This window comes from Chthoniobacter sp., assembly GCF_040003245.1.
GTDB lineage: Bacteria > Verrucomicrobiota > Verrucomicrobiia > Chthoniobacterales > Chthoniobacteraceae > Chthoniobacter.
In genome coordinates this window covers 20,521-35,663 of the sequence record NZ_JBDUCX010000038.1, presented here as the reverse complement: position 1 = coordinate 35,663, position 15,143 = coordinate 20,521, and the positions used below count along the sequence as shown (strand labels likewise).

Genomic DNA, 15,143 nt, shown 5'->3' with positions numbered 1-15,143 from the left:
TATCGCCAGCCGGTGACGCGGGCGGACATCGAGGCGGTGCGCGGGGTGGCGGTGGATGGCGTCATGCAGATCCTGCTCGACCGCGGGTTGGTGAAGATCGCGGGTCGCGCGGAAGTGCCAGGACGTCCGCTGCTCTACTCGACGACCGAATATTTTCTCGAGCACTTCGGGCTGAAGACGACCGATGAGTTGCCGAATGCGAGCGAATTGAAGCGCGTGGTGCTGCCGACGGCGCCGGTCGTGGAAGAGACCAAGCCGGTAGATCCCGCGGAACAACCGCCGACGGAAGCAGCGGTCGAGACCGAAGGCGCCGCGGTGGAGTCTGCGCTGGAAACGGAAGCAGTCCCGGCCAACGAAATCGAAGCTTCTGCGCCTGAATCGGAACTGGAATCGGAGCCCGAGCCCGAGCCGGCCCCGGAAAGCGAAGTTACGGAAACGGCGACTGAACCTCCCGCACACGAATGAAGTTGTCCGCCATTCGCCAAAAGATCGACGCCCTCGATGCCCAGCTCTTGAAGCTGCTCAACGAGCGGGCCGATCTCGTGCACGAAGTCGGATTGGTGAAGCGCGCGGAAGGCACGGAGATTTACGCGCCAGAACGCGAGGAGACGGTGTTGCGGGCGCTCACGGAGAAAAACCTCGAGCTCAAGGGACGGCTGCCGGAGAAGTCGATCCGCGCGATTTACCGCGAGATCATGTCCGCGTCCCTGGCGCTGGAGAAGGATTTGACGATCGCCTACTTCGGGCCGGAGTCGACCAACACGCACCAGGCGGCGCGCTCGAAATTCGGCGCCAGCGTGAATTACACGCCCAAGGTGAGCATCGCCGATGTCTTCGACGTGGTGGCGCGCGGCAACGCCGACTATGGGGTGGTGCCGATCGAGAATTCCACCGAGGGTGCGGTGAACCACACGCTCGACGTCTTCATGGACAGCGAGCTGCGCATCTGTGCGCAGATCCTGATGAAGATCGAGAACCACCTGGTGGCGAAGATCCCGCGCGAAAAGATCAAGCGCATCTATTCGCACCCGCAGGTCTTCGGCCAATGCCGCAACTGGCTGCGCCAGAACCTGCCGAATGTGGACCTGGTCGAGGTATCGAGCACGCCGCGCGCGGCCGAACTCGCGGCCACGGAAGAGGGAGCGGCGGCAATCACCGGCCAGATGGCCGCGGAATATCACGGGCTGCAAGTGCTGGCGGCTTCCATTCAGGACATTGCCAGCAATACCACGCGTTTTCTGGTCATCGGCCGCACGGCCTCGCCGCCCACGGGCGACGACCGCACCTCGCTGATGTTCTGCGTGCAGGACAAGCCGGGGGCATTATTTCATGCGCTCGAACCTTTCAACCGCCTGAAGATTTCGATGAGCAAAATCGAAAGCCGCCCCTCCAAGCGCAAGGCGTGGGAGTATTTCTTCTTCGTCGATATCGATGGCCATGCGGGCGAGGAGAAGGTGCAGCAAGCGCTCGAAGCGCTTTCGCAACACTGCACGTTCGTTAAAATTCTCGGTACCTACCCAAAGACTTTGCCGACCTGAGATTAGTTTTTATTAAGAGTTTCCCGCGAATTGGATGTAACGGATGAGCATTCGCGGTGTCTCATTCACGCAGCGAGCCCCACGCATGTCCCCTCGTCCATTTTTCTTCCTGAGATACCATCCGGTCGTGCTCTCCGCCCTGCTGACCCTGCACGATTTGGCCGGCGCGGCGCCGCTGGCGCCGGAAAAAACGACAGTGACCGGGGGAACTTTGACCTTGGAACAGGCCTACGACCGGGCGTTGGCGACCGACCAGACGATCCGCATTGCCTACTGGGAAATCCGCAAGGCCAACCTGCTGCCCTGGAGCGCCCTGGCGAGGGTGGGCCCCCAGATCAGCGCGAGCGGCAGCTACAACCGCCACAATGACGCGACCAGAAGCACCGTGATCCAGTCGGACACAGTGGCGGTGAACGGCGTCTCCACACCGATCGACAGCCGCGCCGTGGACATTACCAGGCACGCTCGCGGCGGGTCGGCGGACGCCGGATTTACCTATGTGCAGCCGCTGATCGATTTCACGGTTTTTCCGGCTTATCGCCTGGGGTCGCTCTCCAAGGTGGCCACCCGGCTCGAACATCAGTTCACGATTCGGGAGACACTCTTCGGCCTGGCGAGCGCGTTTTACGAGGTGCTCAAGCAGCAGCAGCTCGTGTTGGTGGACCGGGAGACGCTGCGGTTGACCAACCAGCAACTCGACCTCGCGCAAAAGCGCGCCAATGTGGGCGAGGTGACGCGCGCGGACGTGCTGCGGGCGACGGTGACTGTGGAGCAGGCGCGACAGGTTCTCGTGCAGGATGAAGGGATCCTCGAAATCGACCGCAATACGCTCGCCAATATCCTGAACTTCGCGCCGGATACGCAGTTCACTGTCGTCGAGCCGCCGGATTACCCGAGCACGCTGCCGTTGTTCACCGAGCTCCTCTCCCGGGCCTACGCGCACCGGGAGGATTTGAAGGTGAAAGACATCGCCATCGACCAGGACATCGCGCGGCGCAACGAGGTCATCGGGCAGTATGGCCCGCGGGTGGTGGCCCAGGTGGACGGCCAGCGCGGACACAATTCCGGTTTCACCACGAACAGCACCTACGACTGGGATGCGACGGTGTCGGTGCAGGTGCCGATCTTTAGCGGGGGCCAGCGCGAGGTGGATTTGCTGACGGCCAACCGGGTCATCGAGCAGACGAAACTCGACCGCGACAAGACCGCGAAGGTCGTGGAATCGGACGTGAAGAACGGATGGGTCGCGGTGCGCACTTTGCAGCAAACCTTGAAAGCACTCCATGCCCAGGTCGTGGCGGCGGAACAGGGTTACCACGATTTGGAAAACCAATACCGCGCCGGCACGGCGACCAGCGTCGATGTGCTCACAGCGCTCACTGATTTGAACGACGCCCGCAAAGACCTCGCCGTGCAGACGTACGGTTTCCAGGTCGCGCTGCGCAACCTCGAGCAGGTGACTGGCGTCTTCCAGGAGGCGCGGGTGCAGCGCAGCAAAATTCCATGAAAATCTGGCTCATCCTCATCCTGGTCGTCGTCCTCGGTGGCGGTGGCTGGTGGTACTACAATCGCAACCGCAACGACGGGCCGCAGTACGTCACGGCGCCGGCCACCAAGGGTGAGATGACGCAGGTCGTCACGGCCACGGGGACGCTCAATCCGGTGTTGAATGTGACCGTGGGCAGCCAGATCTCCGGCAATATCAAGGAGCTGTTTGCGGACTTCAATTCGCCGGTGAAAGCGCAGCAGATCGTCGCGCAGATCGACCCCGCGGTTTATCTGGCCAGCGTGCATCAGGCGCAGGGCGATCTGGCGAATGCCAACGCGGCGCTGGAGCTGGCGCAGTTGACCGCCAAGCGCAAGCAGGAGTTGGTCACCCAGCACGCCGCGCCACAGGCGGACCTCGACACCGCCATTGCCACGCTGCATCAGGCCGAGGCCACGGTGCAGATCAAGCAGGCGAACGTGGAGAAGGCCAAGGTCGACCTCGATCACTGCACGATTTATTCGCCGGTCGACGGCATCGTGATCTCGCGCAGTGTGGATGTGGGGCAAACGGTGGCGGCGGCGATGAACGCCCCGGTGCTTTTCCTCATTGCGAATGACCTGACGAAAATGCAGATCGACTCGAACGTCGCCGAGGCCGACGTGGGCAATGTCGAACTCGACCAGGACGTGGAGTTTTCCGTGGATGCGTTTCCCTACCGCACCTTTCACGGCAAGGTCGTGCAGAACCGCAACGCCGCAACCACGGTGCAAAACGTCGTCACCTACGACGTGGTCATTTCGGTGGCGAATCCCGATCTCAAGCTGAAGCCGGGCATGACGGCCACCGCGCAGATCATCATCGCCCGCCGCGAAAATGTGGTGAAGATCCCGAATGCCGCCCTGCGCGTGCGCCTGCCCGAGAGCGACGCCCCGCCCGCGGCCGCCACGCCGCTGCCGATGACGCCGCCGCCGGGTGGCAAGCGCAAAGGTGGAAGGCCTCCCGGCGAGAAGCACGAGCGGACGATTTATGTGATGCCGCCGGGCGGCGGAAAGCCGGCGCCCGTGCTGGTGAAACTGGGGATCAACGACGGCATCTCGACCGAGGTGTCGGAAGGGCTGAAAGAAGGCGATCTCGTCGTGACGGCCGTGGAAATGCCGCAGACCAAGGCCGCATCCGCCTCGAGCAGTCCTTTCGGTGGTGGCGGTATGCCGCGCCGCTTCTAAGTTCCCAGGATGCAGCCTGTCATCAGCCTCGAATCGATCTGGAAGGTCTATCAGACGGGCGACGTCGAGGTGACCGCCGTCCGCGACGTCTCGCTCACGGTCATGCCGGGCGAATTCGTCGCCATCATGGGCGCGAGCGGCTCGGGCAAGTCGACGATGATGAATACGCTCGGTTGCCTTGACCGGCCCACCCGCGGGCGCTATCTGCTCGATGGCGTCGACGTGTCCTCGCTCGACCGCGATGAACTGGCGGACCTGCGCAACCAGAAGATCGGCTTCATCTTTCAAGGCTTTAATTTGCTGTCCCGCACCTCGGCGCTCGAAAACGTGGAGTTGCCGATGATGTATGGCGGCCATCGGCCAGGGGCGAAGGAATTGCGCGAGCGGGCGATGAAAGCGCTCGAACTCGTCGGTCTGGCGAAGCGCTTCGACCATACTCCCAACCGGCTTTCCGGCGGCCAGCAGCAGCGCGTGGCCATCGCCCGGGCGTTGGTTAACCGACCGGCCCTCCTGCTCGCCGACGAGCCGACCGGCAACCTCGACAGCCGCACGAGCATCGAGATCATGGACGCGTTTCAATCGCTGAATGACAACGGGATCACCATCGCGATGGTCACGCATGAACCGGACATCGCGCGCTACACGAAGCGCAACGTGGTCATGCGCGACGGCGTGATTGTCAGCGACATCGCCGTGAAAGATCGCTTCAACGCGAAGGAAGAAATGCGCCGGCTGGACGAGGAACACCAGGCGGCGAAACTCGTAAAATGAAACTGACCGCCACGTTCCGCATCGCCCTGCGTGCGCTCATGCGCAACAAAATGCGCAGCATTCTCACCATGTTGGGCATCATTATCGGTGTGCTGGCGGTCATCGCGATGATCGGCATCGGCAACGGCGCGAAATCGCAGGTCGAAGCCCAGGTCGCGACGCTCGGAAAGAACATGGTGCTCGTCTTTTCCGGCAGTTCGACGAGCAGTGGCGTCAAGGGCGGCTACGGGGCCGCGGGGACGATGAAGGTGGAGGATTCGGTGGCGATTCTCCGGGAGGTTCCCGGCGTGACGATGGTCAGCCCGGAAGTCCGCACCTACACGCAGGTGGCCGCGGGCAACCAGAATTGGTACACGCAGGTGCTGGGGGAATCGGCAGATTATTTCGAGATGCGGCAGTGGGTCTTTACTGGTGGCTCTTCCTTTTCCGAGCAGGACATTCGTTCGGCCAACAAAGTGGGCGTGATCGGCAAGACCACGGCCCAACAAATCTTCGGTGATGAAGATCCGGTGGGACAGATCATCCGGGTGAGGAACGTGCCCTTTAAAATTACCGGTGTGCTCAAATCGAAAGGCTTCTCCCTCGGCGGCATGGACCAGGATGATGTGTTCGTGGTGCCTTATACGACGGCCATGAAGCGCCTCACGGGAGCGACGGTGCTCCGCGGCATCAATGTGCAGGCCGCGGACGACGATGTCATGGCGCGCGTTTCCGAAGGGATCTCCTCGCTGCTCCGGCAGCGCCACAATATCCGGACCGGACACGACGACGATTTTACCGTGCGCAGTCAGCAGGACCTGGCCGAAATGTTCACGGCTCAATCGAAAACGATGATGTATCTGCTGGTCGCCATCGCGATTGTTTCGCTGCTCGTCGGTGGCATCGGCATCATGAACATCATGCTCGTCAGTGTCACTGAGCGAACCCGCGAGATTGGCATTCGCATGGCGGTCGGCGCCCATGGTCGCGACATCATGCTCCAGTTTCTGATCGAAGCGGTTACGCTCAGCTCCATCGGTGGTTTCATCGGCATCGTCCTGGGCTTCGGTGCCGCAGAAACGATTTCGTACTTTGCCCACTGGCCGACAATGGTGCCGCCGATTTACGTGATCGTGTCCTTCCTGTTCAGCGCCGCGGTGGGCGTTTTCTTTGGATTGTACCCGGCGAAAAAGGCGGCCGCGCTCGATCCGATCGACGCGCTGCGTTACGAGTAGCCTTAGATCATCGCTGGCGCGGAAGGGGGGTGGTGGAGTACATACGCAGTCGAAATGTTCGCCGCACTGCTCGCTGCCCTGACACTGGCTACGCCGGACCCCGGTTTTGGGATCGTGCCGGTCAGCCTGCCGTCGACTGATAAGCCGCCGATCGTCCGTGAGGGGACGCCGCGGCCGGGAGACGCCACGCCTGCGCCGCGCAAGCGCGTCTTTGTGCTCGGCATCCGCTTTCAGAATCGTGGAGGGTCGCAGGGCATTGCGCTGGAGCAGGTGGTCGCGGGTTCGCCGGCGGATCGGGCGGGATTCACGGTAGGCATGGTGATCACGGAGATCGACGGCCGGAGCACAGCGGGGCACAGCGCCGAGGATTGCACGCGGATGGTCCAGGAGGCGGGCACCACCGTTCCGCTCAAGTACTACGATCCGCTGACCTTTAAGCTGCGCGCCCGCACGGTGGACAAGGAGTGGATCCCCGTGCCGACGAATTGAACCGCGGAGGCGCGGAGATGCCGAGGGGAGGAGGCGGGGAAAGGCCCATCCAATTCTGATCTCGTGCCTAACTTTCTCCGGGCCTCTGCGCCTCCGCGGTTCCAAAATCCCTCGGCGATGCGTTACGGCTAAGATTTTTGCGGTTTGAACGGTCTGGACAGTGGGCCTGTCCACGGACATCCCTTCCCGCCTCTCCATGAAAACCTCCCGCCTGATTTTCCTGCCCCTGCTCGTCGCCGCCTCTCTCCCCCTGCCGCTCTGCGCGGCGGAACCGCTCTACAAGAATGATTTCGAGTCGGCGGAAGTCGGTAAGATGCCGTCTGAGATGATGGTCATGGCCGGGGCCTTCGAGGTGAAGCAGGACAAGGACGGCAAATACCTCGAGCTGCCCGGCGAGCCGCTGGATACCTTCGGGCTGCTCTTCGGGCCGAGCGTGAAAGACGACGTGAGCGCGAGCGCGCGTTTCTTCGGGACGAAAAAGGGCCGCAAATTCCCGACCTTTGGTGTGAGCTTGAATGGGGTGAACGGCTACCGCTTGCAGGTGAGCGCGGCCAAAGGTGCACTGGAGTTCTACAAGGGAGACGAGGCAAAGCTGAGCGTGCCCTTCACTTGGACAGCGGATGCCTGGACGACGCTGCGGATTACCGTCCGCAAGAGTGGCGTCGGCTGGGTGGTGGAGGGCAAAGCGTGGGCGGCCGGTTCGCCGGAGCCGGAGAAGCCGCTCATCACCCTGGAGGAAAAGACGGAGCCCAATGCCGGGCGCGCGGGCATTTGGGGGATGCCCTTTGCGAACACGCCTATCCGGTTCGACGACCTCCTCATCGAAGCTGCCAAATAGCCGCCATCACCAGCGGACTTGATTTTTCCAACCCAATACCGTCACAACAACATCATGCGTTTCCTCGTTCCCGCCCTCGCCTTCACCGCCACGTTGCAACTCCACGCCGTCGATTGGCCGCAGTACCGCGGCCCGAGCGGCGACGGCAAATCGTCGGAGAAAATCACGGTTCCCGCGGGCAAGACAGCGCCCAAACAAGTCTGGAAGACGCCGAGCGAGGGTGGCTTCAGTTCGTTTGTGGTCGCGAAGGGACGGGCGTTCACGCTGAGCTTGAAAGACGCCGAAGGGACGAAGCAGGAGAGTGTGGTGGCCTACGACGCCAAGACTGGCAAAGAGCTCTGGTTCGCGGCGCTGAATTTCCCGAAGTATGACGGCGGCGGCGATAGCGGCGCGGCGGACAACAAGGGTGGCGACGGTCCACGTTCCACGCCGACGACCGACGGCACGACCGTTTACGTGATGTCTTCACAACTGGTGTTGCGCACGTTCGACGCGGCCACGGGCAAGCCAGGTTGGTCGCATGATCTGCTCAAGGAATTCGCGGGGCGCAACATCCAGTGGGAGAACGCGGCGTCGCCATTGATCGAAGGTTCGCTGGTGCTGGTCGGCGGCGGTGGCCCAGGAGAATCGCTGATCGCCTTCAACGCCAAAGACGGTTCGGTCGCGTGGAAGGCCTTCGACGAAAAGATTACGCATGCCACACCCGTGGCGGCGACGATTCTCGGCCAGCGGCAGGTCATTTTCTTCCTGCAGAGCGGGCTCCTTGCGGTCGAGCCGCAAACCGGCAAGGAACTGTGGCGCTATGCTTTCGACTACAAGACCTCGACCGCGGCCTCGCCGGTGGTGGATGGCGACGTCGTGTATTGCTCCGCGGGCTATGGTGTCGGCGCCGGGGCCGTGCGGGTCTCGAAGGACGCGAATGGTCTCAAGGCGACGGAGCTGTACCGCATCCGCACGAACAAGCCGCTGGCCAACCACTGGAGCACGCCGATCGTCAAGGACGGCTATCTTTACGGGATGTTCCAGTTCAAGGAGTACGGCGTGGGCCCCGTGAAGTGCGTCGATATCAAGACCGGCGCGGTGAAGTGGGAGCAACCGGGCTTCGGCCCGGGACAGGTGATCCTCGTGGGTGATCGTGTGCTCGCGCTGGCCGATAACGGCGACCTCGTCACTTTCGAGGCCAAGCCGGACGCTTATCACGAACTCTCGCGGGCCAAGGTGCTGGACGGCAAATGCTGGACCACGCCGATCGTTAGCAACGGAATGATCTTCGCGCGGAGCACGAAGGAAGCCGTCTGCCTCGACGTCTCCGGCCGTTAATCAGCAACGTGGCGCCTTGCCGGGCGCCTTTTCCAGAACCGCGCCGCAGGCATTGGCAATCGCCTCGAGCTCATCGAGAAATTTTTCCCGGCGAGCCGGTGGTAGGGTGCCCAGGAGCTGTTCCTGCAGAGCCATGGCGATCTTGCGCGCTTTTTCAAAGGCCTTCCGGCCAGTGGGCTGAATCTTGACACGATTGGCGCGCTTGTCCTGCTCATGAGGGTTGCGGGAGATCAGCCCGTTTCTTTCCATGCGCGTGAGCGTGGAGGTGATCGTGTTCGGATCGCTGGCCATCAGGTCGGTCAGTGTCCGCTGCGTGAGCCCCTGTGGATCACCCTCGCTGAGCCAGCGGAGGATGATGTACTGGTCCGGCGTGATGCCGAGATGGGCGATGCGCTGACGGAAGGTCTGGTTCAAACCGTACCAGGCGCGGCGCAGCAGCACCGGCAGGCGCTTGGGAGCGCCGGTATTGAAGGAGACTGGGGAGGGGTCAGGCATGGGGGTCCAGAATTTTCCAAACCGGTTTTGGCAAACGGCCGGGAACTTGCGAACACGATCGGCGAAACGATGTCAGAGGAGAGAAAAAAGCCAAAGGAATAATACGTGTAAGTATTATTTGACTTCGACCGCACGATTTCCTACTTACCCCTCACGCCGCTCCCCAAAAACCTCTCCCCGGCCTCTCACCGACACTCGCTATGAAGCTCCGTCTCGCTCTCCCGCTCACGCTCCTCGTCGCCGCCCTGCCGCTTTACGCGGCCAAGAAACCGGAAAAAGCCGGCAAGACGGAAACCGGGAAAATCGACGGAGCCCCGCAAGGCTGGTTCGACTGGCGCGGGCCATTTCAGACGGGCGTTTCGCTGGAGAAGGGAATGCCGGACAAGATCGATGCCAAGAGCCCGCTTTGGACGGCCGATTTCCCCGGCCAATCCGCGCCGGTCATTGCCAATGGCAAGCTCTACATCATGGGCTATCTCGGGGAAGGACCCGACTTGCAGGAAGGCGTCGCCTGCTTCGACGCCGAGACGGGCAAGATGCTCTGGAAGCAGCTCTTCAACGATTTCTTGAGCGACGTCGTCTACCTGCGCTACGCGAATTCCAGCCCGACGATCGATCCGGAAACCGGCAACGTTTTCATCCAGAACAGCTCGGGCATTTTCGCCTCCTTCACCCCCGATGGGAAGCTGCTCTGGAAGCACTCGATGATGGAGGAATACGGGCGCATGACCTTCCCCAACAACCGCACCGCCTCGCCGCTCATCGACAAGGATCTCGTGATCACGCGCGGCATCACGGCGGCGTGGGGTGCCTACGGCCCTCCCGGCGATCGCTTCTACGCCTTCGACAAGAAGACCGGTGAACTCGTCTGGTCCAGCTCGCCGGGCGCCCTTCCGCAGGACAACACCTTTTCCCATCCGTGGCTGAGCTTCCTCGGCGGCAAGCGCGTCCTCTACTCGGCCTGCGGCGACAGCAGCCTCATTTGCATGAATGCCCGCACCGGTGAACCGCTCTACCGCACCGCGGTTGCCAAGGCCGGAGCGAAGGGCGGCATCAATGCCTCGGTTATCGAATACAAAGGCAACATCATCGTCGTCCACATGAGCGAAAACATCGACACGAGCGATGTAGGTCGCATGGCAGCGTTCAAGATTCCCACGGAGATCAAGCCGGAGTCTCCGCAAGCACCGCAGGTTTTCGATGACAAGGATCTCGAGCAGTGGCGGAATCCGAATGGCTCGCTCGCGAGCTCGCCCGTACTGGTCGACGACCGCATTTACGAGGTGAACGAAGGTGGCGATCTCTGTGCCGTCAATGCCGCCGATGGCAAGGTGTTATGGAAAAAGAAGCTCGGCATCGAGGAGCGGCAGAGCACTCCCTTTTATGCCGATGGCAAACTCTACATCGCGATGTATATCGCGGCGGCGTCCGGGAAAACCGAAGGTTCCGCCGCGGGAACTGAAACGATCGGCAACGGCGAACTCTTCGTCGTGAAACCAGGCGACAAGGATGCCGAAATCCTCAGCCGCACGGTCCTTACGGGCAAATGCTACGGCTCACCGGTCGGTTACAACGGCAAGCTCTACATCCAGACGGAGAAGAAGCTCTATTGCTTCGGCAAGAAGGGCAAAAACCCGGGGCTCGCGCCCGCGTCAAAGGCGGTGGATTGGCCGACGCCCGGCGAAAAGAAAAAGCTTCAGATCGTCCCGTACGAGATTTTCCTGAACCCCGGACAAACCCAGGCCTTTCGGGTTCGCGCGCTCGATGCCAACGGCTTCGTCGTGGACGACAACGTCGATCTGAAGTCGCTGAAGTGGGAGAAATTCGTCCCGCCGACCGCGCTGGTGAAATCCACGATCAACGGCAGTTTCGACGCCGACGGCAAGCTCACCGCGGACAAGGAGAATGTGCCCAGTGCGGGGCAATTCCAAGCCTCTCTGGGCGATTTGAAGGGCTTTTTCAAGGGCCGCATTCTACCGGGCATTCCCTTGACCCAGGATTTCGAGAAATACGAACTGAACCAGGACACCTCAAAGCCGCCGCCTCCTGGGGTGCCCAACCAACTTGAGCAGCCGACGCCATTTGCCTATCCGCCGCTGCCGTGGAATGCCGCCCGCTTCAAATTCGAAATTCGCGAAAAGGACGGCAACAAGGCGCTGGTCAAGACGATCGACAACAAGCGCCTCCAGCGCGGCACCGTTTTCATCAACCGGCCCGACCTGCGCAACTATACTATCGAAGCCGACGTGCTTACCGAGGGCAACAAGCGCAAGATGTCGGAGATCGGTCTGGTCAATCAGCGTTATCTCATCGTCCTCAAGGGCAACGCACAGGCGCTGGAGGTCACTTCGAACCAAGAGCTATTCAAGCAATCCGTGCCGTTCAAGGTGACGCCGAACGAGTGGTATCACCTCAAGGCGCGCGTCGATGTCGCGGCCGATGGCAGCGGAGTGATTCGCGCCAAGGCCTGGAAGAAAGGTGATCCGGAACCGGATGCCTGGACTATCGAGGTGCCCCACAAGCACGCCAACGAAGAAGGCTCGCCGGGACTGTTTGGCTTCACGCCGCAGGAACAGCGCGCCTGGATCGATAACATCGTCGTCACCCCCAATAAATAATCCCTCATCCGCCACGTTTCGCTCTATGAAATCACCCGCACTCCTCGCTCTCGCCGCCAGCATCGCCACGCTTGCGACTGTTCAAGCCGAAGACTGGCCGCGCTGGGGCGGCAACGATCCTGGCCGCAACATGTATTCGCCGGCCAAGGGTCTGCCGAGCACGTTTGACCCGGGCAAGTTCAAGGCTAACTCGGAAGAGGTGGATATCACCACGACCAAGAATGTGAAGTGGGTCGCCAAGCTCGGCTCGCAGACCTACGGCAATCCCGTGGTCGCGAACGGCAAGGTCTTCGTCGGCACGAACAATGCCTCGCCCCGGGATCCGAAATACAAGGACGACCGCTCCTGTCTCTATACATTCAACGAATATAACGGCGATTTCCTTTGGCAGCTCGCCGTGCCGAAACTCGCTAGCGGCAAGGTCAACGACTGGGAGTATCTCGGCATTCTCGCTTCGCCCTGCGTGGAGGGCGGCAAGGTCTATCTCGTCACCAGTCGCTGCGACGTCGTCTGTCTTGATGCCGAGGGCATGAGCAATGGCAACGACGGCCCATTCAAGGATGAGGCCAAATACCTCGGTGGCCCCGGCAAGCCACCCATCGAACCGGGTCCGACCGATGGCGACATCATCTGGCGCTACGACATGATGGATGAACTCGGCGTGTTCCCGCACAACGCCTCGAACTGCTCCGTCATCACGCTCGGCGACAAGCTCTTCACCTGCACGTCCAACGGCCAGGACTGGACGCATGTGAACATTCCTTCGCCGCTCTCGCCGTCCTTCATCGTGCTCGACAAGAATACCGGCACTTTCCTCGCCGAGGACGACGCAAAGATCGGCACCAACATCAAGCACGGCCAGTGGACCTCGCCCTCGCTCGGCAAGGTCAACGGCAAGGACCAGGTCTACTTCGGCGGCGGCGACGGCATCCTCTACGCTTTCAGCACCGAGCCAGTGAAGGAAGGCGACTCCACCTACATGAAAAAGGTGTGGTGGTTCGACGCCGTGCCCGAGGAATACAAGCACGACAAGGCCGGCAAGCCGATCAAGTATCCCGCGGCCGAAGGCCCCAGCGAAATCAACGCCACGCCGGTCTTCTACAAGAACCGCGTGTATGTCGCCATCGGCCAGGATCCCGAGCACGGCGAAGGCGTCGGTCGTCTCGTGTGCGTCGATGCGACCAAGACGGGTGACATCACCAAGACCGGCCTCATCTGGGACTTCAAGGAAATCCACCGCTCCATCTCGACGGTGAGCATCGACCCGACCAATGGCCTGCTTTTCATCGGCGACTTCAGTGGCTTCGTCTATTGCCTCGATGCCGAGACCGGCAAGAAGTACTGGGAATACGACATGAAGTCGCACATGTGGGGCTCGACCCTCGTGGCCGACGGTAAAGTGTATTGCGGCGATGAAGACGGCGACGCGCGAATCTTCGCCTCCGACAAGCAGTTCAAGCTGATCAGCGAAGTGAACATGGGCTCGCCCGTCTTCTCGACGCCGATTGTCGCCAACGGCACGCTTTACATCGGCACGCAGACGCAGCTCTTCGCGATCGGCGAAGGTGCGAAACCCGTCGAAGCCGGCGCCAAGAAGTAGTGCCGCGCGGCTGAAGTTCGCCCTCGTGGGCGGGCGCCGCATCAACCTACGCCCGCCCTCCCATGCCCGAATCCAAAGCTCCCAAGCTCACCCTGCAAAACTGGCTGGTCATCATTATCGCCAGCATCGGTTTCCTGTTTGATACCTACCAGTTGCTCATGACGCCGCTGGCCGGCCCGCAGGCGATTTCCGAATTGCTCAAGGTGCCGCTCAGCAATCCGGCAATTACTGAATGGATGGGCAAGCTGCTGTGGATGACCGCGCTGTGCGGCGGGGTCTTTGGCTTGCTCGGCGGCTGGCTGATCGACCGGCTTGGGCGCAAGTTCGTCATGGCGCTGGGCATCTTCATCTATTCGCTCTCTCCCGTGGCCGGCGCCTTCGCCCACACGTTGAATGCTTTCGTATTCTGGCGCTGTGTCACGTTCGTGGGTGTGTGCATCGAATTCGTGGCGGCGATCACGTGGATCGCCGAAATCTTCCTCGATAAGGTGCAGAAGGAAAGATGGCTGGGGATTACCCAGGCGTTTGCCTCCCTCGGCGGTGTGGGCGTGACGGCGGTGAATTTCTGGATTATCGCGCATGCCAAGGATCTGGGACATCTCGGCATGCCGATCGTGGCCGGTGCCACCGATCCGTCGTCGTGGCGCTATCTCATGCTGAGCGGCGTGATCCCCGCCATCCCGATTGCGCTGATGCTGCCTTTCGTGCCGGAATCGCGCATCTGGCGCGAGAAGAAGCTCGCTGGGACGTTGAAGCGTCCGAGTTTTGCAGCATTGTTCTCGCCGGAGTTGCGCCGCATCACGCTGGTGACCGCGGGGCTCTCGGCTTGCGCTTACGGTGTGGCCTTCGGCGCTCTGCAACTCACCCCTGGTCGCATCGCGCCGGGCTTGCCGAATCTCGCCGAGCAGCGCAAGGCAATGAAGCCGCTCCAGGACGAGGCAAAGGTGCTTAATGACAAACTCAATGCGACGCCGATCGGCAGCCCGGAGCGCGTGGCTGCGATGGCACCGCTCAAGGTCAACGGCGGAAAATTGAAGCCGCTTCAGGACACGGTGAAGAAGGTCGGCAGCGAAGCACAATTCTATCAGGAAATGGGCGGTCTGGCTGGCCGGATCGTGTTGGCCCTGCTGATCATTATCGGCATCGGCCGCCGCCTTTTGCTGCGCTTGCTGCAAGTGCCAGGGCTAATCATCCTGCCACTGACCTATCTCGTGCTCTACAAGCAGGACGCTGCGGTATTTGCCTGGGGCATGGCTGCGGCCGGTTTCGTCACGACTTCGCAGTTCAGCTTCCTCGGAGAATATTTACCCAAGGTCTTCCCACTGCACTTGCGCGGCACCGGCGGCAGCTTTGCCACCAATGTCGGCGGACGCATGATCGGCACGAGCGCCGCCTTTCTGACCGCCAATGTCGTCGCCCCGATGTTTAAGGGCAGCCCGTTCGACCAAATGGCGCAAGCCGCTGGCTGGGTGGGACTCGGCATTGTCATTCTCAGCCTCATCTTTGGCTCCCTCCTCCCCGAACCCAAAGGCGAAAACCTCGATTAAG

General features: G+C 61.5%; 13 protein-coding genes. 12 read left to right on the top strand and 1 reads right to left on the bottom strand.

What is annotated here, in order from left to right:
- The 9 genes from ABJF10_RS07295 to ABJF10_RS07255 form a co-directional block, all read left to right on the top strand.
- A partial coding sequence (locus tag ABJF10_RS07295) for an SMC-Scp complex subunit ScpB (protein ID WP_348543877.1) occupies nucleotides 1–465 on the top strand: 465 nt, incomplete at its 5' end.
- Entirely contained in the window at nucleotides 462–1,538 is a 1,077-nt protein-coding gene (pheA, locus tag ABJF10_RS07290) for a prephenate dehydratase (RefSeq protein ID WP_348543876.1), read from the top strand. The genes ABJF10_RS07295 and pheA, both read left to right, overlap by 4 nt.
- An 85-nt stretch (nucleotides 1,539–1,623) precedes the next feature.
- Entirely contained in the window at nucleotides 1,624–3,045 is a 1,422-nt protein-coding gene (locus ABJF10_RS07285; protein ID WP_348543875.1) for a TolC family protein, read from the top strand.
- Nucleotides 3,042–4,250: an efflux RND transporter periplasmic adaptor subunit gene (locus ABJF10_RS07280; RefSeq protein WP_348543874.1), complete on the top strand. Its 1,209-nt coding sequence runs from the start codon at nucleotides 3,042–3,044 to the stop codon at nucleotides 4,248–4,250. Before ABJF10_RS07285 ends, ABJF10_RS07280 begins: the two co-directional genes overlap by 4 nt.
- A 9-nt stretch (nucleotides 4,251–4,259) precedes the next feature.
- Nucleotides 4,260–5,021, top strand: coding sequence for an ABC transporter ATP-binding protein (locus ABJF10_RS07275; protein WP_348543873.1), 762 nt, complete (start codon nucleotides 4,260–4,262; stop codon nucleotides 5,019–5,021).
- Nucleotides 5,018–6,235: an ABC transporter permease gene (locus ABJF10_RS07270; protein WP_348543872.1), complete on the top strand. Its 1,218-nt coding sequence runs from the start codon at nucleotides 5,018–5,020 to the stop codon at nucleotides 6,233–6,235. Before ABJF10_RS07275 ends, ABJF10_RS07270 begins: the two co-directional genes overlap by 4 nt.
- Nucleotides 6,236–6,289: 54 nt before the next feature.
- Nucleotides 6,290–6,724, top strand: a complete 435-nt coding sequence (locus ABJF10_RS07265) for a PDZ domain-containing protein (RefSeq protein ID WP_348543871.1) — start codon at nucleotides 6,290–6,292, stop codon at nucleotides 6,722–6,724.
- Nucleotides 6,725–6,920: 196 nt separating this feature from the next.
- Nucleotides 6,921–7,562, top strand: a complete 642-nt coding sequence (locus ABJF10_RS07260) for a hypothetical protein (RefSeq protein ID WP_348543870.1) — start codon at nucleotides 6,921–6,923, stop codon at nucleotides 7,560–7,562.
- Between the two features lie 54 nt (nucleotides 7,563–7,616).
- Nucleotides 7,617–8,882: a PQQ-binding-like beta-propeller repeat protein gene (locus ABJF10_RS07255; protein WP_348543869.1), complete on the top strand. Its 1,266-nt coding sequence runs from the start codon at nucleotides 7,617–7,619 to the stop codon at nucleotides 8,880–8,882.
- Here the strand turns inward: ABJF10_RS07255 and ABJF10_RS07250 are convergent, their stop codons facing one another.
- Nucleotides 8,883–9,377 carry a MarR family winged helix-turn-helix transcriptional regulator gene (locus tag ABJF10_RS07250; RefSeq protein WP_348543868.1) on the bottom strand — a complete coding sequence of 165 codons (495 nt, stop codon included), beginning with the start codon at nucleotides 9,375–9,377 and terminating at the stop codon, nucleotides 8,883–8,885.
- Nucleotides 9,378–9,577: 200 nt separating this feature from the next.
- On the opposite strand from ABJF10_RS07250, the gene ABJF10_RS07245 reads away from it, so the two are divergent.
- The 3 genes from ABJF10_RS07245 to ABJF10_RS07235 all read left to right on the top strand — a co-directional run bounded on the left by ABJF10_RS07245 (nucleotide 9,578) and on the right by ABJF10_RS07235 (nucleotide 15,142).
- The gene (locus ABJF10_RS07245) at nucleotides 9,578–11,995 is read left to right on the top strand and encodes a PQQ-binding-like beta-propeller repeat protein (protein WP_348543867.1); all 2,418 of its coding nucleotides are present in this window, start codon (nucleotides 9,578–9,580) and stop codon (nucleotides 11,993–11,995) included.
- Between the two features lie 25 nt (nucleotides 11,996–12,020).
- Nucleotides 12,021–13,595, top strand: coding sequence for a PQQ-binding-like beta-propeller repeat protein (locus ABJF10_RS07240; protein ID WP_348543866.1), 1,575 nt, complete (start codon nucleotides 12,021–12,023; stop codon nucleotides 13,593–13,595).
- A 62-nt stretch (nucleotides 13,596–13,657) separates the two neighbouring features.
- Nucleotides 13,658–15,142 carry an MFS transporter gene (locus tag ABJF10_RS07235; protein WP_348543865.1) on the top strand — a complete coding sequence of 495 codons (1,485 nt, stop codon included), beginning with the start codon at nucleotides 13,658–13,660 and terminating at the stop codon, nucleotides 15,140–15,142.
- Nucleotide 15,143 lies beyond the last annotated feature (1 nt).

Coding starts and splice junctions, on each gene's coding strand:
- ABJF10_RS07275 (WP_348543873.1), top strand. CDS start 4,260: ATGCAGCCTGTCATCAGCCTCGAATCGATCTGGAAGGTCTATCAGACG.
- ABJF10_RS07270 (WP_348543872.1), top strand. CDS start 5,018: ATGAAACTGACCGCCACGTTCCGCATCGCCCTGCGTGCGCTCATGCGC.
- ABJF10_RS07265 (WP_348543871.1), top strand. CDS start 6,290: ATGTTCGCCGCACTGCTCGCTGCCCTGACACTGGCTACGCCGGACCCC.
- ABJF10_RS07240 (WP_348543866.1), top strand. CDS start 12,021: ATGAAATCACCCGCACTCCTCGCTCTCGCCGCCAGCATCGCCACGCTT.
- ABJF10_RS07250 (WP_348543868.1), bottom strand. CDS start 9,377: ATGCCTGACCCCTCCCCAGTCTCCTTCAATACCGGCGCTCCCAAGCGC.
- ABJF10_RS07280 (WP_348543874.1), top strand. CDS start 3,042: ATGAAAATCTGGCTCATCCTCATCCTGGTCGTCGTCCTCGGTGGCGGT.
- ABJF10_RS07260 (WP_348543870.1), top strand. CDS start 6,921: ATGAAAACCTCCCGCCTGATTTTCCTGCCCCTGCTCGTCGCCGCCTCT.
- pheA (WP_348543876.1), top strand. CDS start 462: ATGAAGTTGTCCGCCATTCGCCAAAAGATCGACGCCCTCGATGCCCAG.
- ABJF10_RS07285 (WP_348543875.1), top strand. CDS start 1,624: ATGTCCCCTCGTCCATTTTTCTTCCTGAGATACCATCCGGTCGTGCTC.
- ABJF10_RS07235 (WP_348543865.1), top strand. CDS start 13,658: ATGCCCGAATCCAAAGCTCCCAAGCTCACCCTGCAAAACTGGCTGGTC.
- ABJF10_RS07255 (WP_348543869.1), top strand. CDS start 7,617: ATGCGTTTCCTCGTTCCCGCCCTCGCCTTCACCGCCACGTTGCAACTC.
- ABJF10_RS07245 (WP_348543867.1), top strand. CDS start 9,578: ATGAAGCTCCGTCTCGCTCTCCCGCTCACGCTCCTCGTCGCCGCCCTG.